Annotated in this window: 23 protein-coding genes; 12 read left to right on the plus strand and 11 right to left on the minus strand. The window is 65.7% G+C overall.

The window, feature by feature from the left end; all coding sequences use genetic code 11:
• Positions 1-2 precede the first annotated feature (2 nt).
• The gene (locus tag ACQP0C_RS13005) at positions 3-2,225 is read left to right on the plus strand and encodes a tetratricopeptide repeat protein (protein ID WP_433733173.1); all 2,223 of its coding nucleotides are present in this window, start codon (positions 3-5) and stop codon (positions 2,223-2,225) included.
• A gap of 12 nt (positions 2,226-2,237) precedes the next feature.
• Here ACQP0C_RS13005 and ACQP0C_RS13010 read toward each other — a convergent pair whose 3' ends face one another.
• Complete coding sequence (locus ACQP0C_RS13010) at positions 2,238-2,591, minus strand: DUF1707 SHOCT-like domain-containing protein (protein WP_433733174.1); 354 nt, start codon at positions 2,589-2,591, stop codon at positions 2,238-2,240.
• Between the two features lie 170 nt (positions 2,592-2,761).
• Between ACQP0C_RS13010 and ACQP0C_RS13015 the strand changes: the two genes are divergently transcribed.
• Together ACQP0C_RS13015 and ACQP0C_RS13020 are read left to right on the plus strand one after the other, a co-directional pair.
• Positions 2,762-3,496 (plus strand): MerR family transcriptional regulator, encoded by a 735-nt coding sequence (locus ACQP0C_RS13015; RefSeq protein ID WP_433733175.1) that lies wholly within the window; start codon positions 2,762-2,764, stop codon positions 3,494-3,496.
• Between the two features lie 218 nt (positions 3,497-3,714).
• Positions 3,715-4,296 carry a hypothetical protein gene (locus ACQP0C_RS13020; protein ID WP_433733176.1) on the plus strand — a complete coding sequence of 194 codons (582 nt, stop codon included), beginning with the start codon at positions 3,715-3,717 and terminating at the stop codon, positions 4,294-4,296.
• Between the two features lie 259 nt (positions 4,297-4,555).
• Here the strand turns inward: ACQP0C_RS13020 and ACQP0C_RS13025 are convergent, their stop codons facing one another.
• The 4 genes from ACQP0C_RS13025 to ACQP0C_RS13040 all read right to left on the minus strand — a co-directional run bounded on the left by ACQP0C_RS13025 (position 4,556) and on the right by ACQP0C_RS13040 (position 7,393).
• Positions 4,556-4,852, minus strand: coding sequence for a hypothetical protein (locus tag ACQP0C_RS13025; RefSeq protein WP_433733177.1), 297 nt, complete (start codon positions 4,850-4,852; stop codon positions 4,556-4,558).
• Positions 4,853-5,157: 305 nt separating this feature from the next.
• Entirely contained in the window at positions 5,158-5,580 is a 423-nt protein-coding gene (locus ACQP0C_RS13030; RefSeq protein ID WP_433733178.1) for a threonyl-tRNA synthetase editing domain-containing protein, read from the minus strand.
• A gap of 15 nt (positions 5,581-5,595) precedes the next feature.
• Entirely contained in the window at positions 5,596-6,126 is a 531-nt protein-coding gene (locus tag ACQP0C_RS13035) for a hypothetical protein (protein WP_433733179.1), read from the minus strand.
• A gap of 61 nt (positions 6,127-6,187) precedes the next feature.
• Complete coding sequence (locus ACQP0C_RS13040; protein WP_433733180.1) at positions 6,188-7,393, minus strand: phosphotransferase; 1,206 nt, start codon at positions 7,391-7,393, stop codon at positions 6,188-6,190.
• A 211-nt stretch (positions 7,394-7,604) separates the two neighbouring features.
• On the opposite strand from ACQP0C_RS13040, the gene ACQP0C_RS13045 reads away from it, so the two are divergent.
• On the plus strand, positions 7,605-10,379 hold the full coding sequence (locus tag ACQP0C_RS13045; protein ID WP_433733181.1) for a helix-turn-helix transcriptional regulator: 2,775 nt from the start codon (positions 7,605-7,607) through the stop codon (positions 10,377-10,379).
• A gap of 346 nt (positions 10,380-10,725) precedes the next feature.
• Complete coding sequence (locus ACQP0C_RS13050; RefSeq protein WP_433733182.1) at positions 10,726-11,628, plus strand: class I SAM-dependent methyltransferase; 903 nt, start codon at positions 10,726-10,728, stop codon at positions 11,626-11,628.
• 142 nt (positions 11,629-11,770) lie between these two features.
• On the opposite strand, the gene ACQP0C_RS13055 is transcribed toward ACQP0C_RS13050, so the two are convergent.
• From ACQP0C_RS13055 to ACQP0C_RS13065, 3 genes are read right to left on the minus strand one after another with little or no spacing between them, the layout of a single operon-like run.
• Positions 11,771-12,811: an aldo/keto reductase gene (locus ACQP0C_RS13055; RefSeq protein ID WP_433733183.1), complete on the minus strand. Its 1,041-nt coding sequence runs from the start codon at positions 12,809-12,811 to the stop codon at positions 11,771-11,773.
• The gene (locus tag ACQP0C_RS13060) at positions 12,811-13,704 is read right to left on the minus strand and encodes an alpha/beta hydrolase (RefSeq protein WP_433733184.1); all 894 of its coding nucleotides are present in this window, start codon (positions 13,702-13,704) and stop codon (positions 12,811-12,813) included. Before ACQP0C_RS13060 ends, ACQP0C_RS13055 begins: the two co-directional genes overlap by 1 nt.
• Positions 13,670-14,629: a helix-turn-helix domain-containing protein gene (locus ACQP0C_RS13065; RefSeq protein WP_433733185.1), complete on the minus strand. Its 960-nt coding sequence runs from the start codon at positions 14,627-14,629 to the stop codon at positions 13,670-13,672. Before ACQP0C_RS13065 ends, ACQP0C_RS13060 begins: the two co-directional genes overlap by 35 nt.
• A gap of 225 nt (positions 14,630-14,854) precedes the next feature.
• On the opposite strand from ACQP0C_RS13065, the gene ACQP0C_RS13070 reads away from it, so the two are divergent.
• From ACQP0C_RS13070 to ACQP0C_RS13080, 3 genes are all read left to right on the plus strand, one after another.
• Positions 14,855-17,575 (plus strand): helix-turn-helix transcriptional regulator, encoded by a 2,721-nt coding sequence (locus ACQP0C_RS13070; RefSeq protein ID WP_433734530.1) that lies wholly within the window; start codon positions 14,855-14,857, stop codon positions 17,573-17,575.
• A 79-nt stretch (positions 17,576-17,654) separates the two neighbouring features.
• Entirely contained in the window at positions 17,655-18,824 is a 1,170-nt protein-coding gene (locus ACQP0C_RS13075; protein WP_433733186.1) for an FAD-dependent monooxygenase, read from the plus strand.
• Between the two features lie 254 nt (positions 18,825-19,078).
• Positions 19,079-19,591: an OsmC family protein gene (locus ACQP0C_RS13080; RefSeq protein ID WP_433733187.1), complete on the plus strand. Its 513-nt coding sequence runs from the start codon at positions 19,079-19,081 to the stop codon at positions 19,589-19,591.
• A gap of 149 nt (positions 19,592-19,740) precedes the next feature.
• Here ACQP0C_RS13080 and ACQP0C_RS13085 read toward each other — a convergent pair whose 3' ends face one another.
• Complete coding sequence (locus ACQP0C_RS13085; RefSeq protein ID WP_433733188.1) at positions 19,741-19,920, minus strand: hypothetical protein; 180 nt, start codon at positions 19,918-19,920, stop codon at positions 19,741-19,743.
• 71 nt (positions 19,921-19,991) lie between these two features.
• On the minus strand, positions 19,992-20,468 hold the full coding sequence (locus tag ACQP0C_RS13090; RefSeq protein WP_433733189.1) for a DNA-directed RNA polymerase subunit beta: 477 nt from the start codon (positions 20,466-20,468) through the stop codon (positions 19,992-19,994).
• Between the two features lie 221 nt (positions 20,469-20,689).
• Between ACQP0C_RS13090 and ACQP0C_RS13095 the strand changes: the two genes are divergently transcribed.
• Together ACQP0C_RS13095 and ACQP0C_RS13100 are read left to right on the plus strand one after the other, a co-directional pair.
• A complete protein-coding gene (locus ACQP0C_RS13095; RefSeq protein ID WP_433733190.1) occupies positions 20,690-21,577 on the plus strand; it encodes a helix-turn-helix domain-containing protein in 888 nt (295 codons plus the stop codon).
• Entirely contained in the window at positions 21,574-21,780 is a 207-nt protein-coding gene (locus ACQP0C_RS13100) for a DUF397 domain-containing protein (RefSeq protein ID WP_433733191.1), read from the plus strand. Before ACQP0C_RS13095 ends, ACQP0C_RS13100 begins: the two co-directional genes overlap by 4 nt.
• Before the next feature lie 151 nt (positions 21,781-21,931).
• Here the strand turns inward: ACQP0C_RS13100 and ACQP0C_RS13105 are convergent, their stop codons facing one another.
• On the minus strand, positions 21,932-22,156 hold the full coding sequence (locus tag ACQP0C_RS13105) for a hypothetical protein (protein ID WP_433733192.1): 225 nt from the start codon (positions 22,154-22,156) through the stop codon (positions 21,932-21,934).
• 168 nt (positions 22,157-22,324) lie between these two features.
• Between ACQP0C_RS13105 and ACQP0C_RS13110 the strand changes: the two genes are divergently transcribed.
• Entirely contained in the window at positions 22,325-23,731 is a 1,407-nt protein-coding gene (locus ACQP0C_RS13110; RefSeq protein ID WP_433733193.1) for a DHA2 family efflux MFS transporter permease subunit, read from the plus strand.
• Between the two features lie 357 nt (positions 23,732-24,088).
• Positions 24,089-25,312, plus strand: coding sequence for an ATP-grasp domain-containing protein (locus ACQP0C_RS13115; protein ID WP_433733194.1), 1,224 nt, complete (start codon positions 24,089-24,091; stop codon positions 25,310-25,312).
• The last annotated feature ends 14 nt before the right edge of the window (positions 25,313-25,326 follow it).

A 25,326-nucleotide genomic window follows, 5' to 3' on the forward strand; every position in this document is an offset into this window, starting at 1 on the left:
GTATGACCCAGCCGATCACGGATACCTCCGAGTCGGTCTCCGGTCCGATCGTCGGACTCGACGAACTCGACGAACTCGACGAGCCCGGTTCCGGACGCAGTGGCCGATCGCGGCCGAGCGTGCGTCGGCTCGGCGCCGGTCTGGTGCCGATGCCGCGGGTGGCGCCAGTCGATCCGCGCAGTGCCATTCTCGCGAATCCCGAAGTGCCCGAACTGAAACGGTTCTGTTGGAAGTGTCAGGAGCCGGTGGGCCGCCGCAGCGCGTCCGGGCCCGGTGAGGTGGTCGGCGAATGCGGCCGCTGCGGATCGCCGTTCAACTTCCGGCCGGCCCTGCAGCCGGGGGAACTGGTGGCCGACCAGTACGAGGTCCAGGGATCGCTGGCGCACGGCGGCCTCGGCTGGATCTATCTGGCCATCGACCGCAATGTGAGCGATCGCTGGGTGGTGCTGAAGGGATTACAGAATCCGCTCGACTTCGAGGCGCATGTGGTCGCCCTCGCCGAACGGCAATTTCTTTCCGAAGTTGCCCACCCCGGCGTTGTGAAGATTTACAACTTCGTCAAGCATCGGTCCTCGCGCGATGTTCCGGATGGCTATATCGTCATGGAATATGTCGGCGGGCAATCGCTGAAGAAGCTGCTCGACACCCGGGGCGACGAGCGTATTCCGGTTGTCGAGGCCATAGCGTACATAATGGAAATTCTGCCCGCGCTGGACTATCTGCATTCCTTCGGATTGGCCTATAACGATCTGAAGCCCGACAACATCATGGTGAGCGAGCACGAGGTCAAACTCATCGATCTGGGTGCGGTCGCCGCCATGGACTCCTACGGCAGCATCTATGGCACGCCCGGCTTTCAGGCGCCCGAGATCACCGAGACCGGGCCCACCGTGGTGTCGGATGTCTACACCGTCGGCCGGACTCTGGCCGCCCTTGCGCTGAATCTGCCGAGGGACCGCGACGGCCACTTTCTCGGCGGCATACCCGAGCCCGATGAGGATCCGCTGCTGGCGCGCTACCCGTGCCTGTACCGAATTCTGTTGCGCGCCACCGATCCGGAGCCCGAGCGCCGGTTCCCCTCTGCGTACTCGATGTACTGCCAACTCGCTGGTGCGCTGCGGATGGTGCTCGCCATCGACACCGGTCTCGAACATCCCCAGCCATCGGTCGAATTCAGTGCCATGCGAGACGATTTCGGCACCGATACGCTCATCGGCCAGACCGACGGGATCACCGACGGGGTGACCCGGATGCCCATGCTCGCGGTCGGCGATGTCGTGGCAGCGCTACCGACACCAATGATCGACAGCGCGGATCCGAGCGCCGAACTGCTGTCCAGTCTGCTGCACGGTGAGCCGAGGCATGCGCTGGACGCGTTGCGCCGCGCCCATGAACGCATCCGATCCGGCACGATCGTCGCACCGGAATCGTTCGAATTGGAGGGGCCGCTCACGGCAGTGCGCGCGTATCTCGACCTGGGGGAAACGGCCATAGCCCGCCAACAGCTGGCCGGTCTGCGCCCTGACTACGGCGCGGACTGGCGCATCGAATGGTACGAGGGCGTCGCCGAGTTGCTCGACGGCCTCTACGACCGGGCTTGGCAGCAGTTCGAAACTGTGCACGCGATGCTGCCCGGTGAGATCGGCCCGGAGCTGGCACTGGCCGCCACCGCGGAACTCGTATTGCAGCATCTCGATATTCCGGCCGATACCGAGCGCTGGCACCGGGCCGCGATGGAGCACTACCGGGCGGTGTGGCGGACCAACCACGGTGTGGTGAGCGCGGCCTTCGGGCTGGCCCGACGCCTCGCGGCCGACGGGCAACTGCTCGAGGCCGTCGCGGTGCTCGATCAGGTGCCCGCCGCGTCACGTCATCACGGCGTCGCGCACACCACCGGCTGCCTGCTGTTGGTCTCACGACCGATCGCCGATATCACCGAGGCGGATATCTGCGCCGCCGCGTCGCGGCTCGAGGCGTTGTCGGATGACGCTCGCACGTTGCAACTACAGGTCATCGTGGTAGGCGCTGCGATGGAGTGGCTGCGCGTCGGCGGCCGACCGCGGAAATCGAGCCAGGCCATTCTGGGTTTCCCGCTCACCCAGGCGGGGCTGCGGCTCGGACTCGAGACGAGTCTGCGGGCGCTGGCGCGAACCGCGCCGGATCGCTGGCACCGCTACCGGTTGGTCGATCTGGCCAACTACGTCCGTCCGCGTACGAGGTGGTAGGGCGGCCGACGCTCAGCGCAGCCGCTCGACCACGAATACGACGACGACACCGGTGCCCGCCAGCAACCACAGCCAGCTCCCGGTCGCGACGGCGAGTACGACCGCGATGATCGCGATCACCGCGGCGATTGTCGAGAGCTGCCGCAGTCGATTGTCGGTATGCACCTGCGGTGCGGCCGGGGTGACACCCGGCAGATCCACAAACAATTCCGCCAATTGCCCCTTGGTGGTCGCCGCCGCGGCAACGGCGCTGCGCTCGTCGAACTCGGTCAAGCTCAGTCGCCCCGTGCCGAGATGGTGCGACAGTTGTTCCAGCGCCCGTTCCCGCTCCGCCACGGTAATTCGAGAAGCCTGCGCTTCGGTCATATCCGAAGGATAAGCCTCGCAGGCGCCGGATCCGGCACAGCGAATTGCCAACGGCGGGAATAGTTTGCGATGTCATCGGGACTTGACAGCGGCCTCGCAGATCATAGGTGACCGGCATCACTGCCGTATGCTTACCTGTGGGTAATGTTTCTTTGTGGTTTCCTAGACATATGGCAGGGGACGTGGAGTACACGATCGATGAGCTGGCGCGCGAGGCTGGTACGACCGTGCGCAGCCTGCGGGTTTACGCCGAGCGCGGCATCCTGCCCCCACCGCAGGTCAAGGGCCGCACTGGCTTTTACGGACCTGATCACCTCAATCGGGTGCAGACGATCAGCCGCCTGCTGGACCGGGGGATCAAGCTCAACGGGATCAGGGAGCTGCTCGAGGCCTGGGACCGCGGCGATGACCTCGGCGACATCCTCGGCGTCGCGGAGCCCGGTGCGGCGCCGTCCAGCGCGCCGCCCTCCATTGACACGATCGCGGCGACCGAGCTCGAACTGCGCTATCGGGAGGTGCCCAACGGCTTGGCCCGCGTGGTCTCGGCCGGTCTGTACGAGCCGGTCGACGCCGCGACCTACCGCATCGCCGATCCGCAGCTGATCCGCACCTTCGACCAACTGGAGGGCGCGGGCATTCCGGTAGATGACCTGCTCGGCGAGTTGGAGCGGCTGCGGGCGGACTGTGACCGGATCGCCCGCCGCTTCGTCGACCTGTTCCACCGGACGGCCTGGGAGCCGTACCAGCGCTCCGAACGCACCGCTGCGGATAGGGCCGCACTCGCCGCGCGGGCGGCCGAGACTCGAGTCCGCCCAGGACAGGCGAGCGCCGAACTGGTGAACCGCTTTATCGCGCGGTATCTCGAGCAGGACAGCGAACTCGCCGAGGCGCTGCCGGACATCTGAGGCAAACGGCTCGCGCCGAGGCGCGCATATCTCTTACCTGGCTGCTCTGTCATTGCCGCATGCTCTGACCAGGCTTTCCTCCTTCATCGTTCCCATGTGTGGTGATACTTGATTCAACGTGCCGTTGAATAGCGTTACATTAGACAGCGGGATCAGCACCTCCCGTCGGCCCGGATCGACGTCGGCCGACGGGCGAGACAATGATGAAGGAGACGTCGATGATCAACGTCAGCGAACAGTACCGCGCGGCCAGACTTTCCGAATGTCCCGCTCCGGCACGTAAAGCCAAGGGGCGCAACCAGATCCGAGCACTGTCGATGCTCGCGGCGATCGCGGCGGGGGTCGGCGTCTTCGGTATCGGCACCGAGGCGCCTGCGGCCAATGCTGATATCGGCGTGCGCTGCCTGTGGGCCGGTGTCGGTCATCCGCAGGGTGTGCTCATCTCCGCGGGCGGCTGGAACTACCGGTGTCAGTCCGATTTCTTCGGCTTCGCACGCTGGTCCCGTGAGGGTCTGGCCGCGGGGCGCAGCACCGTGTATAACCCTGGTACCAACGGCAATCCGGCCGGTCAGTTCAGTCCGGGTGCGCAGCAGCCGGGCACCGACTACATGGACTACTGCGTCGGCAGTCAGTTGATCGAAGGCCGCGAAGATATGTACGAGGCGATCGCGGATGGCCGCGGCGGGCTGTATTGGCGTGCGGCAGGGCCGATTTCGAACTGGACCTTCGATATGAGTCTGAATCGGCCGGGACCGTCGTGGCGCTCGTCGAGCCTGTGCGTCGACGGCAACCTGACCTGAGTCGGTCGGCCGCGAAACTTATTACCGCCGATGCCCTTTCGGATGGTCGTGCAACTCCGCGCACGCCACCCGGAAGGGCATCGAGCTGTGTCGAGCGGGCAAATGGATACTCGCGGGGTGCAATTGGCTGCTCGGCGCAGTGGGGTGTGGTGAGATGCCGAGACGATTCATCTGCTGCGGTGCACATACGAATGCGACCGCCGCCCCTTCCCGGGGCGGCGGTCGCGTTCGTAATATGAAGAGCCGCAAAGGGAATGGGTCAGCGGCTGTTACCTTCGCTGGGCACCCAGACCCAGCGCCCGCTGTCGTTGCTGTTCTCGTAGGAGCCCCGGCTCGAGTTGTTGTTGCCGGAGGCGGAGTGATCCTGATCGGCGACGCGGCGGTTGCCTCCGCTGGTGCTGTTACCGTAGCTGCCGCCGCGGGCGCCGCCGCCATTGCTGTTGCTGTGGTTCCCAGGGGCCGCGACGGTCGACTGAATCGCCATGGCGGCGGGGGTGATCACCAGTGCACCGGCGACGGCACCGGCTATGACAACCTTCTTCGACTTGAGGTTCATGGTTACCGATATCTCCTTCGTCCCGCCGAGCCCGGACTTGGTCGGTAGTGGGTGTGCCGGGGATGCAGGTTGTATGAGGTCTATTGTGCCGCTATTTGACGGCACAATCAATAGTGAACCGTTGCTGAGAAATCTGCATCATCTCGCAGCATCCCCATTCCTGGGAGCAAGGTTGCGGTTCCGCTCACCGTGATTCGAGTGGCCTACGGTGGTGCGCCCGGCCACCACCCACATATTCGGCCACGGTCGGACAGCGTAGTACTCAGCTCATCGTGGCGATTTCCAGCAGCGGGGAGGGCTGTGGATCACATCGGCAGGTGGACCACTCGCTGTTCCCATTCCCCGTCGAGTACATCGGCCTGCCAGCGCTTGTTCCAGCCGAACGGCATGAGATGGACCTGGACACCGCCGGCTTCCAGGGATTCGGCGAGACTCGTCAGCACGGTGAGCGCGGTCGGAACATCCGACCGTTCGCCGGGGGTGGCCAGATGGGAGAAGCCGTTGATGACGATATGCGACGCATCGGTTTTGGACGCGATGCGCCGCACGATCTTGGTGGCGGCCTTCGATGCCGATGCATCGCCGCGCTCCACCCCGACCATCAGCAGCAGGCAGTCGGAAAACGAGTTCGTCACCCCGATCGCCGCCGGTTCGAGCGCGATGGCGACCGGGCTGGCGGTGGTGACGGTGTATTCGAAGGTGCGGCAGCGGCTAGTGAGGATTTTCATGTTCCGGTTCCGGCATCAGCGTCGGCCGCGATCAGGTATGCATACGGTCCTGGCACGAGCGGCCCGTGCCGGGTGCGCCAAGGTGTGACAGCGTGATCCGGGCCAACGCATTCGCGGCTCGCACTGTCGGGCGTCGTTGGCCGACATGTGGATGATGTGCTGTGTGCCGATCCCGTCGAGCGGGTCGAGGCGCCACATCTTGTACCAGCCGAACGGCATCAGATGAACCTGCTCACCGCGTTCCTCTAGCCGTTCGGTGACTTCGGTCAGCACGTCTAGGGCCTCGGCCAGTTCCGAGAGCACATCGAATCCCGCTGGAGTTCGGTGTCTTTCACCGGGTCCCGGCAGGCATGCGAAGCCATCGATGACGATCGGCCCCGCATCGGATTCACTGACGATACGCCTGACGAGTTGCACCGCGGTGCCCGCCAGCGCCCGGTCGCCGCAGTCCACCCCGATCGTCAGCAGCAGGCAGTCGTGGAAGCATCTGCGCGTTCCGATTGCCGATGGCTCGAGATCGATGGCGCAGGGGCTCGCTGTCGTCACGGTGCATTCGACGGTGCGGCATCGATTGCTGACAATGCGCATCAACTACCTCCAGGGCCGCTCATCCGGCCGCCTCGACGGCGCCAGCGGCATCGAGGTCGAGCACGGCCATCGCGGTGCGCTCGATAATGCCGAGGCAGACCTCGTCGGGCTGGTACTCGGGCTGGATAGCGCTGTGACCGATGGTCGACAGCCAGATGAAGTACGGATACAGCGCCTGCTGCCGGTAGGCCAGCCAGGCCGTATCGAAATCGGGCGCCGCAGCGCCACCGGCCGCCAGCCGCTCGAGGTAGACGCTGAGCAGTTCGCCTTCCCAGGCCCGCCGATCGGCCACCGTCAGACCTGAGGTGACCACATAGGCGAAGTCGTAGGCCCAACTGCCGCGCAGCACGACCTGCCAGTCGGTGAACCCCATCCGGCCGTCGGCGGTGACGTAGGTATTGCCGATATGGCTGTCGCCGTGCAGGAAGGTCTGCGGTCCGGTGCTGGCGATCTCGAGCGAGCGTTCCAGTGCGCGGTACAGCCGATCATGTTGGGCGGGTAGGGCTTGCGGAATCACCGAAGCCGCACGTCGGGCCCCGACCCGCGCCCGCTTGGACATGCCGGTCAACCGGTCGAGATTGGCGAAATGCGAGCGCGGTGCCTTGAGCCACCCGTGCAGCCGCAGCCCTTTGTCGTCCCAGTACCGGGCGTGCCAGGTCGCCATGGTGCGCAGCAGATCTTCGATCCGTTTGCGTCCGATCGGGGTGCCCGGCGTGCAGAAGCTGGCGCCCTTGGTGCTGACGACGTCCTCGAGGAGGGAGATCGAGCGCCCCGACCGGCTGTTGACGGCGCTGTGATAGCCGTGCGGTGCCTCGATTTCCAGATTGGGGCGTAGATGTTTGAAGAAGCCCGGTTCGCCGTGCAGTATGTCGGCCAGGTCGAGGGTGAGCCGCTGTTTGAAGTCCGCGGTGGTCTTCGCGAAAAGGTTTTCCGGCAGGCCCGCGACCTGGCCGATCTCGTTGTAGCCAACGGTGAGCTTCCACCGTGTCGAGGTCCCGCTGCTCCTATCCGTGGTTTCGAAGGCCTTGACCACCGCACCCGGGTGGTCGTAGCACAGCACAGCGGTCAGCCAATCGGTGGTCAATTCTCGACCGGTCACCGGCACATCGGCCGCACGGAGCGCCTGTGGACGGGTGACCGCTTCCCGCGCGATATGACCACCGATGCGAGTGATTCCACGCACCACCGCGAGTGCGGGGTGCCGACTGGCTGCCTCGGACTGCAACGGTTCTCCTCTGTTCGGCTGCCGATCTAATGCGCTGTACCCGGCCGGTTTGCCGGTGGCTAGCCGCCGCAATTGCCGACCCTATGGCAGCCGCGTAGCGGGAACATCCGTCATAGCCCGTGGGAATATCCGCATCGGGCAACGAGATATCGGCGTTGAGCGGGGGATATGCGATCTGCGTTACGTCAAGCGGGCGCATAGGATCTCCCGAGTGCAGGGTCCCCTTACCTCCGTATTCGTCGGTCGAGATGCCGAGGTCGAGCGTGTCGTCTCGCTAGGCCTGCGAGTAGCTGCGGGGAAGGGGGTGGTGGTGCTCGTCGAGGGCGAGCCCGGTATCGGCAAGACCGCACTCCTCGATGCGGCCGTTGCTCGTTACACGGCCGGCGGTCTGAGCGTGCGCCGGGGAGCCGCGAAGGAGTTGCAGCGGCAGGTGCCGTTCGCGGCCGTGTGCTCCTGGCTGGACAGCGATCGTGGCTCCGATCCGGTGAAGGCGCTACTGCGCAGTGGGGATCGAGCGGGCGACGGTGCGGCGACGCACGAATTCGCGATCAGCGAGGCGATCCTCGATTTGGTCGATACCTGGTGTGCCGCCGGTCCGGTCGCGTTGATCATCGATGATGTGCACTGGGCGGATCGGCAGAGTCTCGCGGTGCTGAACCGGCTCTGTGGTGTGCTCGGTGATTTGCCACTGCTGCTGGTGCTGGCGGCGCGTCCGCTGCCTCGCGACACCGGATTCGTTGCGTTGACGGCCGAACTCGTGGAGCGGCGTGCCTCGATGATCCGGCTCGGCGCGCTTGCGGAACCGGCTGCGGCGGAACTGGTTCGGCATATGGTCGGTGCGATTCCGGGGCCCGGCTTGCTGCGGCAGGTGCTCGGAGCGGGCGGAAATCCGCTCTACATAACGGAATTGGTGGCCTCGCTATTGCGCGATGCGGCGATCACGGTGGTCGCCGATACCGCCGATCCGACCGAACTGGCCGAGGGCCCCTCCGCGTCGCTGGCGGGCGCGATTGCGCAGCGGCTGGAATTCCTGTCCCGGTCGGCGCGGCAAGTACTTCCGATGGCCGCGGCGCTCGGACCGACTGTGTACGTCGCGGAATTGGCCGCGGTGCTGGACAGTCCGATCCTGGAAATCTGGAATGTGGTCACCGAGGCGACCGACGGTGGACTGCTCACCCGTGCCGACTCCGAGCTGGTCTTCCGGCACGATCTGATCCGTCAGGTCCTCGCCGATCAGCTGCCCGATTCGCTGCGAGCCGGATTGCTGCGCCGGGCCGGACAGATCCTGCTGGCAACCGACGCACCGATCGAGCGGATCGCCTACTACCTGTTGGCGGGGGAAAACGAACTCGATTCGCGGACGCTCGACTGGCTGGTCGCGGTGGCCGAGAAGTTGATTGTGCGCGCGCCCGAGATCGCGGTGCAGCTATTGCAACGCACGGCAGCCACGGCGGAGCTCGGCAAGCGTCCGATGCTGCTGCGGCTGCACGCTCAAGCGCTGTTGTGGAACGGTCGCGCGGGCGAGGCCGAAGCCCTGGTGCGTACGGCGCTGCTGAACCGTCCCGATGACGATATCGAATTGCGGTGGTTGCTGATGCAGGCCTGCCATGCGCGCGGCGACCTGCGTGAAGTCGTTGCCGTTGCCGAAAAGACCCTGGCCACACCGAACCTCACGGACGAGGACGCGGGCCGGTTTCACGGGATGAGCGGTTTGAACAATTTCTACCTCGGCCGGTTCGACGCGGCGGAGGCGGCCGGTGCACAGGCGTTGGCGATCGGGGATGCCACCGACAACCCCCTCGTGACCGGATATGGGCTGTTGACCGTGGGGGCCGTGCGTTATGTCCAGGGATATCTCGACGAGGCATTGGAACTGAGCGGCCGCATTCTGGCCGTCTTCGAGAACGGATTCGGTTCCGACCAGTTCGATCCCTATGCGCTCTACGCGCACTGCTTGATCGAACTCGATCGGATCGCCGACGCGGAAGCGGTGCTGCACAAGGCGATCGGACACAGTCGCCGGATCCACGGCGTCTATCTCAGTGCGAATATGGTCGCCAAGGCGCGGCTCTATGTCCTGGACGGACGCTGGGACGATGCAATCATCGAATGCACTTCGGGCCAGTCGGTGCCCGATGCCTTCGGCTACACGCCGATCCTGCAGAGCCTGTCCGCGCTGATCGGCATTCACCGCGGCACCTTTCTGCCGGATCCGGGCGATATCCCCACACCGAACGACCAACTCGGCAGCAGTAGTTACGGCCAGTTCTATCCGTGGATCAATGCGCTGATGCTCGAGACACGCGGGGATCCGCGTGGAGCGCTCGACCTGCTCATTGATGCGCACAAGGCACTGTCCGACGGCTTGACCGCGGCGACGCTCTATTACATCTTCCCGGATATCGCCCGGCTGGCCGCCGATGTCGGTGACGAGGAAGCGGCTCGTTCGGTGGTCGCGGCCGCGGCGGAGCTGGCACAGCGCCAGCCGACGGCGGCCAGGACCGGCACCGCCCTGCTGTGCCGAGGTCTGGCCGATCGCGAGCCTGCGGTCCTCCTGTCTGCCGCGGCGGCATTTCGGCAGGCCACCCGGCCACTCAATGAGGCACAGGCCTACGAGAACGCCGCCGCGCTCTTCGCCGCGGACGGACACGACGCCGATGCCCGCAGCGCGCTCGACGCCGCCATCGGGCTCTACACCACCCTCGGCGCATCCTGGGATATCGCGCGTGCGGTGGCCCGCCTGCGGCCCTACGGAATTCGCCGCGGCGTGCGCGGCCCACGCAACCGCCCCAAAACCGGCCGCGCGGCACTGACCGACACCGAACGCAAGGTCGCCGCCCTGGTGGCGGAAGGCTGCTCCAACTCCGATATCGCCGCGCAAATGTTCTTGTCCCGCAGGACAATTCAGTCCCATGTGTCCAACATTCTGGCCAAACTCGGGGTCGGTTCGCGCAGGGAGATCGCGGCCGCGATCTCCGGTTACTGACGCCATCGGTTCAGTGCCCGCCGCAGTCTGTGACGAGCTGAATCTGCCCGCGAATTGACGAACGCGCTCGAAGCACGCGGCGTTGCAGGACTCCGGCAGAATCGTGAAATGCGCCTGTGACCTGGGTTTCGGCGAGCCGTTAGGGGCGGGCGCGTGCCGTTCGCGGAACGCCCGATAGTGCCATGCGCATGGACACGCCCGCCGCTGACAGCGTCAACGGCGGACGGCCGGGTCCGGGCGTTGCCTGGACGCTCTGCATGAGAGGAAGATCGATGGAGTAGATGCGGGGCGTTAACTCCGCTTTAGCAGAGCTCTGATGATCGCTGACACCGATGGGGTGATATCTATGCGAGCGGACGGAGACAGCTGGGACATCGTGACGAGCGTGGGTCTGACCGCCTTGGGCGTCGCCACATTTCGCGCACTCGAGACGATCGATCCCGAACCGATGATCCGCGACGACTATGCGGCGTGGTTCGTCGAGGCGGCCGGTGATCCGCACTTTCTGCGGATGCTCGACGACCCGGCGTCGGCGGGCGCTGTCGGTTTGTTCGGGCGGTTCATGGGGGTTCGGACACGGTTTTTCGACGAGTTCTTCGCCGCGGCGTGGCAGCGGGGTGCGCGGCAGGCAGTGATCCTGGCATCCGGTCTGGACGCGCGGGCATATCGGTTGGACTGGCCCGCGGGCACGGTCGTCTTCGAGATCGATCAGCCCCGTGTGCTGGAGTTCAAGAACCAGGTGCTCGCCGATCACGGTGCCGTGGCCACGGCCGATCGGCGCGCGCTGGCGGTCGATCTGCGCGAGGACTGGCCCGCCGCGCTCACTACCGCGGGTTTCGATCCGGGGCTCCCGGCGGCGTGGTCGGCCGAGGGGTTGTTGCCGTTCCTGCCGGGTTCGGCACACGACGCATTGTTCGAACGCATCGACGCCCTGTCCGCGCTCGGTAGCAGCGTGGCCACCGACGACTTCGGCCGCGGCCTGGACCAGCGCCACTTCGATATGGAGGAAAGGTTCTTCGGCGACAACCCGTTCGGCAGCCTGAACGTGCGCGACCTGTGGTACGACGACGACCGTGCCGATCCCGGGGACTGGCTGTCGCAGCACGGCTGGTCGGTCCACCGCGCCACCCCCTTCGACCTGGCCGCCGACTACGGCCGCCCGATCACCGACCTGCCCGCCGACTTGCCCGCCGAACTGCTCGACCGTCTGCAGGAGGCGCGCTACATATCCGCTGAGAAGCGCGGTTGACCCCACAAGGTCGCAGGGCGGCTGCGCGGCCCTCGGCGGGGAGCCGGTCAGCAGGTCGAATAGCGTGGACACGCACAGTGAATCTCCGAGCGATGGCGAGCTGCGGGATTCGCCGGATCTCGGTGTTGCCGAACGGATTTCGTTACCGCTCGGGGATGATGTCGCCGATCCGGCCATCGACCTGCTTGCCGCTCGGCCCGTAGACGAACTCGGCTGTGGTGGCGATGATGAATTCGAGAGGGAAGCCGAGGTCGATCGCGCTGGCCTCGTCCAATCGACTGATCGCCGCCGGCGGCAGGGTCAGCTCGATCGCGGCGAGATTGTCGGATAGCTGGGCCACGTTGCGGGCGCCCAGAATTGGATGGATCCATGGCCGGTGGGCCCGGGTCCAGGCGATGGCCACCTGCGCGGAAGTAGCACCCAACTCGTCGGCCACCTCATCGACCGTGCGGGCAATGGTCAGGTCGCGCTCGGATGCGGTGGTGCGATCGATACGAGCGGGACCGTCGTGCTCGGCGCGGCTGAACTTCCCCGACAGCAGTCCCGCGCCCAGCGGTGACCACGCGGCCACCGAGAGTTGCAGGGCGGCGGCCATCGGCAGCAGTTCCCGCTCGACATCGCGTTTGACCAGGCTGTAGGGCACCTGCAAGCCGACGAACGAGGTCCAGCCGCGGAATTCGGCGATGGTATTCGCCTGGGCCACAAGCCAAGCGGGTGCGTCGGAGATGCCTAGGTACAGCACCTTGCCCGCCCGTACGAGATCGTCGAGGGCGCGCATGGTTTCCTCGATCGGGGTATTCGGGTCCCAAATGTGCACCCACAGCAGATCGATATAGTCGGTGCCGAGTCGCCGCAGGCTGGCCTCCACCGACCTGACCAGATTTTTGCGGTGATTGCCGCTGGCATTGGGGTCGGCGCCATCGGTGGTCAGGGTGTATTTGGTGGACAGCACGAACCGATCCCGATCCGCGGCCAGCAGTTCGCCGACGATGCGTTCACTCGCGCCCTCGGTGTAGCGGTTGGCCGTATCGATGACATTGCCGCCCGCTTCGGCATAGGCGGAGAAGATCTTTCGGCATTCCTCCGGCGGTGCGCCCCAGCCCCAGTTCTCGCCGAAGGTCATCGCGCCGAGGAATAGTTCGGATACTCGCAGTCCGGTCCGGCCGAGCAGTCGATATCGCATTACAGGCTCCGGTCGAAGTGGGCGACGGCGCGGTCGATGGCGGGCAGGACGTAGGTGTCGTCGTCGTAGAGGTCGATGTGATCGGTGGTGTCGAGCAGCAGAAGTTCCTTGGGTTCGGGGGTGGCGGCGAAGGCGGCCTCGGCATCGGCGACGGGGATGGCCTGGTCGCCGCGTCCGTGCACGATCAGCGTGGGGGCGGTCAGCAGCGGTAGGTAGGCGTCCACGTCCAGGGTCAGTTCTTGCAGGACCGACAGTGCGGTGCAACGGTTTTCCCAGCCCGGTCGCGCGCCGCGGTCGGTTCCGTAGTAGTCGAACGGTTCCGGACCGGGATTTCCGGCGGGCATTCCGGCCGGGTTGACCGCGGGCCAGTATTCGATCTCGCCGGTTTCGAACTGTCGCTGGGCGATCTGCGCGAACTGCTCGAGCAAGGCGGCGAAGTTGTCCGCTCCGAAGCGGTTTCGGATCAGCGTCGGGTTGTTGTAGGCGGCGGCGATGAGCGCGATTGCCTTGATCCGCGGATCGAATGCGGCCAGTTGCGTCGCGTAGATCCCGCCCAGGCACACCCCGCATGCGGCGATCTTGTTCGGGTCGACCTCCGGCCGCGCGGCCAGGAAGCTCACCGCGTTGCGCAGGTCGGCGACCTTGGCGGTGGCATCCTCGTGCTGGCGCGGCAGGCCCTCGCTATCGCCCCAGTTGCGGTGATCGAAAGACAATGCGACGTAGCCGCGCTGGGCGAAGCGCTCCGCGTAGAAGCCCGTAACCTGCTCTCGCACACCGGAAAACGGGCCGGTCAAAACCACCGCACCGCGTTCGGTGCCGGGTTCGGGCAGGTGCAGATCGCCCGTCAGCCGATACCCGTCACTGGTGAACTCGACCTTCTCGAGCAACGTCATCTGTATCCCTTTCGCGTGACTGGACCACGACGCTAGGCGTATTCGGCTGGATCGGTCTTGTACGTTCTTGCGCGGCACTCAGGGTCCAGCTGCGCCGCGCGGCGCCGTGGAAGCTCGCCCGATAGGTCGCCGGTGTCATGCCGTACGCGGCGGTGAACGCGCGCGTCAGATGCGGCTGATCGTGAAAGCCCGTCGCATAGGCGATTTCGGCGATCCGCAGACCGCCGCGCAGCATCCACCGGACGTAGTCGAGGCGCAGGCGCACATGCAGTTTGTGCGGCGGCAGACCGAAGTGCGCGGAGCAGGCGCGCACGAGCTGGTACTTGCTGGTGCCGGTGACGCCGCTGAGTTCGTCCAGTGTCACATTGCGGGAGACGTTCTCGCGCAAGTAATCCCGGACAACCTCCGCGATCCGGCCGACCGCATTCGATCCGATATCGGAAACCTCGACCCGGTCCGCGCGCAACGCCAACGCGGCGAGGAATTCCAGCAGGCCACCCTCCCGGTGCAGCGCCGAACCGGGACGGCCACCGGGCCGATGCAGGAGGGTGTGCAAGGTCCGGAAGTGGTTCGACAGCGCACGGTCGCCGACGACGACATCGCCGAACCGCATGGTCTCCGACGGCATGACCTCGGCGATCAGCGATGGCGACAGGCACATCATGCGCCAGCTCGCCGAGCCCAGCTCATCGGGCGCCCCGGAGTGCGCATCATCGGCATGCAGCGCGACCAACTCACCGGGCGCGGCCCGATACACGCTGCCCCGCCTGCGCACGGTGAATCCCGAGTCCGTCACCTGCACCAGTTTGATTTCCTCGTGCACACTGTTGCGATACGACCGCGCCGCCCCGGCCACCACCATCACATCGGACAGGTCATCCGGCACGAACGGCGCCCCCGATCCGTCGAATCCGTCTCGTCGCATGAGTATTTCGTGCTCCAACGGACCTCCCCTGATCGGCGACATACGCTGCACCCGACCGGTATCGTCTCGGGTTCGCGCCCATTGGGACCCTAGGCCAGCCGAGGACCGTGATTATCCGCCATCGCGCCCGCGAACATCCGCATCCCGTCCCGGCATTGAGAAGAAGCTTCCAGAAGACGTTAGGGTGCGCTCGGATCGATGGTCGACAGAAGTCAGGGCGAACGGATGTTATACGGCCGCACGGTGGAGCAGACGAGGATCGACACGCTGCTCGCCGACGCCGTTGCGGGGCGTCCCGGTGCGCTGGTCGTGCGCGGTGAGGCGGGGATCGGGAAATCAGCGCTGCTGGAATACGCCAGGTCGGCGGATGCTCGACTGCTCCGGGTCACCGGCATCGAGTCCGAGACGGAATTGCCTTTCGCCGCACTGCATGTGCTGCTGAGTCCGGTGCTGGATGCGGTCTCGCAATTGCCGCGACAGCAATCCGATGCGCTGCTGGCGGCGTTGGGATTCGGTTCGGCGACACCGGCCGACCGCTTCCTCATCGGCCTGGCCACCCTGAGCCTGCTCACCGAACTTTCGATGGACGGACCGCTGCTGTGCCTGATCGATGACGCACACTGGCTGGATCAGGAGTCGGCCGACGCACTGTTGTTCGCGGTGCGGCGCCTGCACAGCGAGCCGGTGACGCTGATCTTCGCCGCCCGCGACGGCGAACGTCCATTTCTCGCACCCGGTGTGCCCGATGTGCAGCTGACCGGGCTCGATTCTGCTGCCGCACAACAGCTCGTCGATGCCGCAGTCGCCCTCGCACCATCCGCGCGCGATCACGTCATCGCCGAGTCCGGTGGCAATCCGCTTGCCCTGCTGGAGATTCCGCGCACACTCACGCCCGCGCAGCGCGCCGGAGCCGACACACCGCTCGGGTACTCACTCGGCGGATCCGAACCGCCGTCGAGTCGGGTGCTGACCGGATTTCGGGAACGGATCCGGGCGCTGCCAGCGGCGTCGCGGCTGTGTTTGCTGATTGCGGCCTTGGACGACAGCGGACATATCGGGCCGGTGACCAGAGCCCTACCCGCGCTCGGTGCCGCACTGACCGATTTCGCGCCCGCCGAACAGGCCGAACTGGCCCGGGTCACGTCCTCCGGCATCGAATTCCGGCATCCGCTCATCCGCACCGCCGCCCGATTGGCCTGCGATGTCGCGGAGCGGGTCGCGGCGCATCGGGCACTGGCCGGGGCCGTGGACGACGACCGCAGGGCCTGGCATCTGGCCGCGGTGACCACACTGCCCGACGAGGCGGTCGCCGCGCAATTGGAGGACGCCGCGGTGCGGGCTCGCCGCCGCGGTGGGCAGATCGCGGTCAGCGCCGGTTATGCCAGGGCCGCGGAACTCTCACCCGCCGCGACAGCCAGGTCTCGTCGCTGGACGATCGCGGCAACTGCCGCCTACGAGGCCGGATTATCCGAGCGCGCAACCGATTTGGCGGAGCGTGCGAACTCCGGACCGCCGCCCACCGAGCCGTCGATCGTGGCGGAACTCGCCCGGGTGCGCGCCGGGCTGGCCTTCGAGGCGGGACATCCGCTCGAGGCCACCCGGCTGCTGCACGACGGGGTTCGCGCACTCACTGCGACGGCAGCGCATGATCGATCGACCTGCCTGGCGATGCTCGGCTGGGCCGCCATCTATGCCTGGTCCAGCCGCCCGCATCCCGACCAACTCGTACTGGCCCGTCGCACCGAAGACCTCGCCGCTCGGATGTGTGGGCCCGAGCACGCGATTCACGCGCTGGCGCGCGATGTTCGCCTGCTGCTGGCGGGGGATCGGCTGGCCGTCAATATCGCACCGCACAACCTGGGCGATGTCGCCGACCTACCGGTGGACCTGCATATTGTCGCCGCCTATTTGGGCTTCGCCCGTGGCGATGTGGACGGTATGTACCGGGATGCGACGCGTCTGGTCGAGGCGTGCCGCGCCGCGGGCCGGATCGGGCGCATGCCCCAGGCCATGATGATGCTCGCGATCGCCGAACTCGCGACCGGACGGCATCGCGCGGCGCGGGCCACCGCGGCCGAGGGACGGCGCCTCGCCGAGGACATCGGCCAGCACTACTGGAAGTACTACCTGGCCGGGGTCGCCGCATGGTCGGCCGGAGTGGCGGGCGCTGAGCAGGAATGCCGGGCCTTGGCCGCGGAAGCGATCGAGGAGGGTGGGATGTGGATGACCGGGATCACCTGGGCCACCTACGCTCTCGCCGCACTCGACTCCGGCTACGGCCGGTACGCACAGGTGCTGGACCGACTCGACAAATCGGCGGCCGGTCCGGGCAGGCACGCCTTCGTCTGGCGCTACGCCTATCCCGACTATGTCGAGGCCGCCGTCCGCATCGGTGATCCGCAGCGCGCGCACCAGGCGCTGACGCGGTTCACCAACTGGGCCGAGGCAATCGATCAACCATGGGCGCTCGCGGTCCTGCACCGCTGCCATGCGCTGCTGACCGACGGTGACGCGGCGGACCTGTATGAGCGTGCGCTGCGTTTGCACGCGCGCGGCGATCAGCCCTTCGAACAGGCCAGAACCGAACTGATGTACGGCGAATGGCTGCGCCGCCACAACCGTCGCGCCGAGGCGCGCACCCAGTTGCAGGCGGCCATGGCGACCTTCGATCTGCTGGGCGCGGTTCCGTGGTCCGAGCGCGCGGCGGCGGAATTGCGGGCGACCGGAATCTCGATATCGGAGCAGGGCCGTGAGTCCGATCCGCTGGCGTCGCTCACCCCGCAGGAACTTCAGGTGGTGCGTCTGGCCGCGACCGGTGCTACCAATCGGGAAATCGGCACCCAGCTGTTCCTGAGCGCCCGGACTGTCGGCTATCACCTGTACAAGGCGTTCCCGAAGCTGGGGGTGGCCTCGCGGGCCGAACTCGCCAGGTATGCGATGACTTAACCGACGGCGTGAATCACGCTGGCTATTACCGTCATTCGACAGACGCGGTCCCGGTCGGACGGTTCGTACCGTCATCACCATGAATATTCCCACCCAGACCGAAGTACTCGTCGTCGGTGCGGGCCCGGTCGGCATGGCGCTGACCGCATCGCTCGCCGACAAGGGTGTCCCCGTCGTGCTCATCGACAAACAGGCCGCGGGGGAGAACACCTCGCGTGCCGCCGTCGTCCACGCCCGCACCCTCGAGGTGCTGACCGAACTGGATGTCACCGACAAGCTGGTGTCGCGGGGAATCATCGTCGGGCAGGCCACGGTTCGCGAACGCGACCGCGTACTGCTGCACGTCGGTTTCGAGGACCTGCCCACCGACTATCCCTTCACCCTGCTGATCCCACAGGACCGCACCGAACAGGTACTGCTGGAGCGGTTGGCGGAGACCGGCGCCCAAGTGTCGCGGCCGTGTGAGCTGACCGCGCTGGCACAGGACCACGACGGCGTCACCGCGACCCTGGCCACGGGCGAGACGATCCGCGCGCGCTATGTGGTCGGTACCGACGGCATGCACAGCCTCGTCCGCGAACAGTCCGGAATCGCCTTCGAGGGCGATACTTACGCACAGTCGTTCGTACTCGCCGATGCCATCCTGGGCGGTGATGTGCCCGATGCGGAGATCCGGCTGTACTTCTCGCCGGAGGGTGTCACCGTCCTCGCGCCACTGCCCGGCGGTCGCCACCGCATCGTGGCCACCGTGGACGACGCACCGCCGCAGCCCGACCACTTCCACGTCCAGCACCTGCTGAGTACCCGTGGCCCGCAACAGCATCCGGCCACGGTGGAGCACATTGTGTGGAGTTCGCGCTTCCGCGTGCACCACCGCCTGGCCGCGCACTATCGGGCGGGCCGGATCTTCCTCGCCGGAGATGCCGCACATGTACACAGTCCGGCTGGTGGGCAGGGCATGAACACCGGTCTCCAGGACGGGCTCGATCTGGCCGCCAAGCTCGTCGCGGTGCTCCGCGACGGCGCGGATGACAGCCTCCTGGACACCTATGAGGCCGAGCGGCGACCGGTCGCGCAGAGCGTTGTGGCGTTCACCGACAAGATGACTCGGGTCGCGACCGTGAACAGCGCACCGCTGCGCGGCCTGCGCAATACCGTGCTGCGCGCGTTGGACTGGGTTCCTGCTGTGCACCACAAGATGGCCATGAACCTGTCCGAACTCGGTATCGATCCCCAGCGCGTCGGCTGAACGTCTCCAGGCTGATGCCGCGCCGACGCGGCCGGTGATGCGATCGAACGTCGTGAGTGGGTCGGTCGTGCTGTTGCGGGCTGGGATAGTTTCGCCCTGTAGGCGCTGAGCCGGTGCGCTGCACGACCTCACTCACGCGTGGACGATGGTGTTGGGCGTTGAGATGGCTGTGCTTCCTTGATAAAGATCGTCTCGGGCGCGCGAGCGGGAATGATCGATCTGCGGAACGAACACCGACCGGGAGTAGAACCACGATGCCCAAGACTCACCGTTACGAATTGGATGTGACCTGGACCGGGAACACTGGTACCGGAACCACCGGTTGGCGCGATTACGAGCGGTCGCACGACATCACCGCACCGGGTAAACCGACCATCCTCGGCACTGCCGATCCGGCGTTCCGGGGAACGCCGGATCGCTGGAATCCAGAGGAACTGCTGGTCGTCAGTCTGTCGCAGTGCCACATGCTGTGGTTTCTCGTACTCTGCGCCAGGGAGAACATCATCGTCACCGCCTATACCGACCATCCTTCCGGGGTGATGGTCGAAACACCGGACGGTGGCGGTCATTTCACCGAGGTGGTGCTCCGTCCACGCGTGGAGATCGCCGATCTCGGTCGCGCCGACACTGTTGCGGCTCTGCACAAGCGCGCTCACGAATTGTGTTTCATCGCCAATTCCGTCAACTTCGAGGTGCGCTGCGAACCGGCCGTGGCGGGTTCCGAATCCGAACCCGGCCCACACGAGACGAACTCCCACTCCAGATAGCTTGCCGCGCTAGCCGCTCCGGCTGTCGCCGAACGCAGTGACATGGCGGTCGAATGCGGCGTAGGCGACCACCATTCGACTGCGTTCAACGGAGTTCTCCGGCCCTGAGGCTCGATACAGCGGAAGCTATCTGGACGCGGCAGTAGCGCTTATGGTTCGAGGTACAGGCGTTCGTTCGGTAGGCGAGGGTATGCGCGCGAGTCGCCTAAGTCGACGGTTACCGCGTCGGCGTAGTGCTGTGCCTGGTGTTCCTGGATGAACAGCAGTGCGGCGGTGAGGCAGGCTGCGAAGTCGAATCGGATGCCGTGTAGGAACACACTGAGGTGCACGTCCTGTTCGTCAGGTCGCGGCGACCGGCGCGCAGCGCTGTCGCGCCCATGCGGCTGAATGTCCATGGCTTCTAGGCCTGCGCGCGGGACGCCGAGCGCGATCCGCCGCGACGCACACATGCCAGAATCGAGTCCACCACCACGAGACCGGATGGACGAAACGCACTCTGCGGGAGCGTGATCCAACTGCGGAAGAGCCCGCCCCGATCTGCGGGTGAGGGCAATGCGATATCGCCTCCGGCGCGGACCACCGACACATTCAATCGGCGCATCTGCGCATGGAGTCGCTCATCGTCGGGTAGATCCGGGCGGATCATGAACGACCACCGAGCCGAACGCGGATGCGATATCACCGGTCCGCCACCGAGTCGTCGGCGGTCCAGATCGGCCATCACCGCCTGACCGAGGTCGGCGGGCATCGTAATCGCCCACGCCCGACCGGCTTTGACAATAATGCGCCCCAGCTCGGGCGGGTCGATCACCGCGGGCAGATCGCACACCCGCCGGTAGTACTGACACCGGGACAGTGCCGTGTCCCCAAAAGCCATGTGGTCCATCGTGTTAGACCTCTGCTCGCATCTGTGGGATTGGAGCGCCCGGCCCCTGACATCTCCTGGTGAGGAGCGCTATCGCTCCGGGCGCACAACCAGCACATCACCGTTCGAGCGCCAGCAGCACTGTTTCTACACAAGCGTTTGCGAAAAACCCGCGCTGTTTGTCCTGTTGCGTCATCCTTGTTTGAGAACAAACAACACTCCGGGAGGATGGGATGCCGTCTGGCTCGACCATCGCGCGGCGGCTCTTGAGCATCCAGCTCGAGAACCTGCGAGAGCGTGCGGATATCACCCGCGAAGCCGCCGCTGCCGCGATTTCTGTCGCTCGGTCAACGGTTTGGAAGATGGAGACGGGGCAGCCGGTGCGGCTGAATCCTGTTCTGCTGGAGCGACTGTGCAGTCTTTACGGCGCATCCAAGAAGGAAGCCAGGGTAGTTCTCGCGTTGGCGGAGGAGGCCAAAGGCGCGACGAAGGGTTGGTGGCAGGCGTTCACGGATGACGAGATACCGAAGGACTTCGAACTGTTCGTCAGCTTCGAGGATGCAGCCGACCGGATCACGTCGTACCAAACCACCTTCTTGCCGGGTTTGTTGCACACCGAGGAGTACCGGCGTTCATTGATCTGGATCGAGTTTCCTAACAAGCCGAGTCAGGATGTCGAGCGGATGCTCGCGGTTGGCCTGCAGCGGCAGGCGCGCCTTACCGATAGCGAGAACCCGGTCGCTATAGACGTTTTCATGGACGAGTCGGTGTTGCGCCGAACGGCCGGAAGCACGCAGATCATGACCGATCAGCTGCGACACCTCGAGGACGTGGGGCGGCTGCCGAACATCTCTGTCCGTGTCGTCCCGCAAAGGGTGGGTGCGTATCGCGGTCTCATGGTCGGCACGTTCGTCATGCTGGAGTTTCCGCCGCACCCGACCGCTGAACTGACCATGCCGCCGATTGTCTACGCGCAGGGCTACCTCGGGGACCTGTACCTCGAGAAGCCGGAAGAGGTTCGGCAGTATCGTGAAGCTTGCGTCGACATCAACAGGTTGGCGCTGGGTGAGGCGGACAGTCGTGCTCTCATCCGCCAGGTTGCAGAGGAGTATGCCCAGTGAACATCGACCTGTCCGGCGCTGTCTGGTTCAAGAGCACTCGCAGCACCGGGTCGAAGGATTGCGTGGAAGTGGCACACCTCGATCGGGGCATGGTCGGCGTGCGGGACTCCAAGAACCCGACCGGCCCGGTCCTGGTCTTCACCCCGAGCGAGTGGGACGCTTTCACCGCTGGCGTCGCGGATGGCGAGTTCGAGCGGCCGTAACCCCGACAGCCCGGTATTCCGATCGCAGCGGTAGAGTTACGGGGCCTCGCTCCGCAAGTGCCGGATGAGGTTGCCGCACTCCAGGTTTCAGAAGGCCCCAGGTTCGCAGCGGTGGGGACTGAGCTCAGGGTACCCGAAGGCCGGGATACGACTACCTGGTCAGGTAGCCGACGATCACGCAGAACAACCCGAACGACCCGCTGAGCAAGAACAATCGCAACAGCAACGACTCGGTGCCGTCCGGGGCACTTGCCCGGACGAGTGCGCCCAGGCAAGACACGACCGTGCAGGCGAGCAATAGATACCAGGCGAGCTGTGACCGGAGTCGTCGCTGCTCTCGTGGAATGGGAGGGTTGTCGGACTGCGCCGTGCTCACGCCGGAAGCTCAGCCTCGATCTTGCGCCGGGCCTGCGTGGACAGCCTGCACGGCGGATCGCCGGAGTACCCGACCCGAACTGGTCGGTCGACTGCCAAACTTAAGCCGATGTAAATGTGGGGGTCGCCGGTTGGCGGGAGTGCGGCGGGCGAGTCGAGAATTCCCATCGTGAGCGATCTTGTTGCGCCGAACCGGGCCGCGCCCGCACCGCCGCGACTGAATTCGGTCACCGGACGGTGGGTCGTGACGGCCGCGGTGCTCGGGTCGGCGGTAGTCCTGCTGGATGCGCCGGTCGTCAATGTCGCTGTGCCGCGTATCGGTTCGAGTCTGGGTGCCGATGTGGCCGACTTGCAGTGGGTCGTCGGCGGTTACACGCTGGCGTTGGCATCGCTGATCCTGGTGGGCGGGGGATTGGGCGACTGGGTGGGGCGGCGTGCGGTATTCGTATGGGGCAGTACCGGTTTCGCGGCGGCGTCGGTGCTGTGCAGCATCGCGCCCACCATGGAAACGCTGATCGTGGCGCGGGTTGTGCAGGGGATCGCGGGTGCGTTGCTCACCCCGGGCAGCTTGGCGTTGATCACGGCCTCGATCGATCGTCGTGATCACGGTGCGGCAATCGGGTTGTGGGCCGGACTTGTCGGGGTCGTCGAGGCGGTCGGACCTGTGGTCGGCGGTTGGCTGACCGAGTTGGCCGGGTGGCGCTCGGTATTTCTCATTGCCGTGCCGTTCGCGGTGGCCGTGACCGTCGTTTCGGTGCGCTACCTTCCGGAGTCGCGGGATGCGCACGCGCGACCACTCGATCTGTCGGGTGCCGCCACCGCCGTGGCCGGGTTGGGTGCGCTCACCTTTGGGTTCATCGGCGCACGCGGGTGGATGTCGTTGCTCGGCGCGGCGCTGCTCGGGATGTTCGCACTCATCCAGTTGCGCGGTGACCATCCATTGCTGCCGCCATCACTGTTCTACTCGCGGGTATTCACCGCGGCCAATATGGTGACCGCGGCGGTGTACGCGGGCCTGGGTGGTGTCTACTTTCTGCTGCCACTCCAATTGCAGGTGGTCGCGGGGTATTCGCCATTGGCGGCGGGCCTGGCGACGGTGCCGATCACCGGGATCATGCTGGTGTCGTCCCCGGCCGCGGGCCGGTGGGCGCAGCGACACGGTGCGCGGATTCCGATGACACTCGGCTCGGCACTTGCCGCGTTCGGTGCCGTCCTGCTGACGGAGATCGGCCCGCGCGCAACCTATCTGAGCGATGTGCTGCCGGGGACCGTCGTGCTCGGCGCGGGTCTGGCCGTCTTCGTTGCCCCGCTGACCGGTGCGGTGTTCGCCGCGGTGTCGGCGTCGGATGCCGGAATCGCATCCGGGGTGAACAATGCGGTCGCCCGGACCGCACAACTGCTCGCCGTCGCCGCGCTGCCGGGGCTCGTCGGCATCTCGGGCGCGCCGCTCACCGATGCCATCGGCTTCGGCGGCGGTTTCCGTGACGCGCTGTGGATCTGCGGCGCCCTACTTTTCGCCGGTGCCGTGCTCACCGCGACCCTCATGCCGCGAACGCCGGAATCTTCGCTGATATGACCGGCCCTGGAACTGTGGTATTCCGATAGCCGTAGCCGTGGATGGTCGTGTATCCGACCTCGCGGAAATCGCACAGCGATCGCTTTATTGCTCGGCTCGCACATTTGATGCGTCCCGTGTACCGACATATTCCGCATCTCTGATCTGCGCTTCTGCAAGAATTCTCACAAACGGCGTGAACGAAATGCTGTGCGGCGCCTGTGAGATATGGCTCACAAAAGCGAAGTTCATCGATAGACAATAGGTTCTCCGGGCCGCTGCCGCATGTTGGCGGATACTTTACTTCAGCTTAATTTTCGGCACTAAATTTCAATAGTGTCGGCCTGGCTTCGAGCGGAGGAATCTGTGCAATCACACGTGACTGTCATACATAGAGTGCGCGGCGTCGACGTCCCGTATCTCGACCGTATCGATCACGTTTCCAATTCCGTCACCTATGTCTGCTCGCGCAGTGTGCTGGACGGTATACCGGCGCATGCCGCGGCGGCGGTGACGATTCTCGAGGATATGGCTCTCGTACCAGCTGCGGTGCGTGATCTCGCGGCCCGGTTCGGTACGCCGGAACGCATTGTCGCGCTCCATGAATTCGACCTGCTCACGGCCGCCGAACTGCGTGCGGAATTCGACTTGCCGGGCGATCGGCCGGAATATGTGGTGCGGTTCCGCGATAAGCTTTCGATGGGCGAAACCGTGCTCGAGCAGGGTGTTTCGGTGCCTGCGTTCCGCGCCGCTCCCGATACGATCGCCATCCGAGAATTCGCCTCGGGCCGCGGGTTTCCGCTGATCGTCAAGCCACGGCTCGGCGCGGGGAGCCGAGACGTGGTCAAGCTGGATTCCGCAGAAGAAATTGCCGGTTTGCCCGACCTGAGTGCCGAACCCTTTCTGGTACAGGAATTCTGCCCGGACGAAGTGGGTGCGATAGACGGCGTATGGACCGGCAGCGGGCTCGGTCCATGGCGTGCGTCGAAATATCTGGGCACGTGTCTCGAGTTCGCCGACAACGGAACCAGCCTGGGCTATATCGAGATCGACGACCCTGCCCTTATCGGCCCGCTCGCCACCTTTGCCGAATCCGTGCTCTCCGCGCTCAGTGCGGGTGTCCCCACCGTCTTTCATCTCGAATTCTTCCTCGGCTATGCCTTCGATATACCGCACATCCGGTTCCTCGAAGTGGCGGCGCGCGCCGCCGGTGGGGAGACCACCCACATGTGGCGGGAAGTGCACGGCTACGACCTCCTCGGCGCCGCAGTCGATATTCAGCTCGGTCGCACGCCCGCCAGCGCTTCACTCGCCGATTCGGAGGTGGTCGCCGAATTGCTGATCCACCCGCCGGTCACCCCACCCTGCACGGTGCTGGACGTGCGATTGGATATTCCGCGCGCATATGCCCCGTACCACTATTCGGTGCCGCCGGTGGGGACGATGATCACCGAGACATTCGGCTACGCCGAGATCGGTGCGGCCTTCCGCTTCCGAGGACGTTCCAATAGGGAAGTGGTCGAGGCGGTGCGGCGCACCATCGCCGGATTCCGGATGGATTGCGTCGCACTCGATTCGCCGACCGACGTGGCCGTCGCCTGAATCGCCCGGACTGT

Origin of the sequence: Nocardia sp. CA-129566 (genome assembly GCF_050956075.1) — a bacterium.
Classification (GTDB): domain Bacteria; phylum Actinomycetota; class Actinomycetes; order Mycobacteriales; family Mycobacteriaceae; genus Nocardia.

Coding starts and splice junctions, on each gene's coding strand:
- ACQP0C_RS13005 (WP_433733173.1), top strand. CDS start 3: ATGACCCAGCCGATCACGGATACCTCCGAGTCGGTCTCCGGTCCGATC.
- ACQP0C_RS13010 (WP_433733174.1), bottom strand. CDS start 2,591: ATGACCGAAGCGCAGGCTTCTCGAATTACCGTGGCGGAGCGGGAACGG.
- ACQP0C_RS13015 (WP_433733175.1), top strand. CDS start 2,762: ATGGCAGGGGACGTGGAGTACACGATCGATGAGCTGGCGCGCGAGGCT.
- ACQP0C_RS13020 (WP_433733176.1), top strand. CDS start 3,715: ATGATCAACGTCAGCGAACAGTACCGCGCGGCCAGACTTTCCGAATGT.
- ACQP0C_RS13025 (WP_433733177.1), bottom strand. CDS start 4,852: ATGAACCTCAAGTCGAAGAAGGTTGTCATAGCCGGTGCCGTCGCCGGT.
- ACQP0C_RS13030 (WP_433733178.1), bottom strand. CDS start 5,580: ATGAAAATCCTCACTAGCCGCTGCCGCACCTTCGAATACACCGTCACC.
- ACQP0C_RS13050 (WP_433733182.1), top strand. CDS start 10,726: ATGCGAGCGGACGGAGACAGCTGGGACATCGTGACGAGCGTGGGTCTG.
- ACQP0C_RS13055 (WP_433733183.1), bottom strand. CDS start 12,811: ATGCGATATCGACTGCTCGGCCGGACCGGACTGCGAGTATCCGAACTA.
- ACQP0C_RS13060 (WP_433733184.1), bottom strand. CDS start 13,704: ATGACGTTGCTCGAGAAGGTCGAGTTCACCAGTGACGGGTATCGGCTG.
- ACQP0C_RS13065 (WP_433733185.1), bottom strand. CDS start 14,629: ATGCGACGAGACGGATTCGACGGATCGGGGGCGCCGTTCGTGCCGGAT.
- ACQP0C_RS13070 (WP_433734530.1), top strand. CDS start 14,855: ATGTTATACGGCCGCACGGTGGAGCAGACGAGGATCGACACGCTGCTC.
- ACQP0C_RS13075 (WP_433733186.1), top strand. CDS start 17,655: ATGAATATTCCCACCCAGACCGAAGTACTCGTCGTCGGTGCGGGCCCG.
- ACQP0C_RS13080 (WP_433733187.1), top strand. CDS start 19,079: ATGCCCAAGACTCACCGTTACGAATTGGATGTGACCTGGACCGGGAAC.
- ACQP0C_RS13090 (WP_433733189.1), bottom strand. CDS start 20,468: ATGGCTTTTGGGGACACGGCACTGTCCCGGTGTCAGTACTACCGGCGG.
- ACQP0C_RS13095 (WP_433733190.1), top strand. CDS start 20,690: ATGCCGTCTGGCTCGACCATCGCGCGGCGGCTCTTGAGCATCCAGCTC.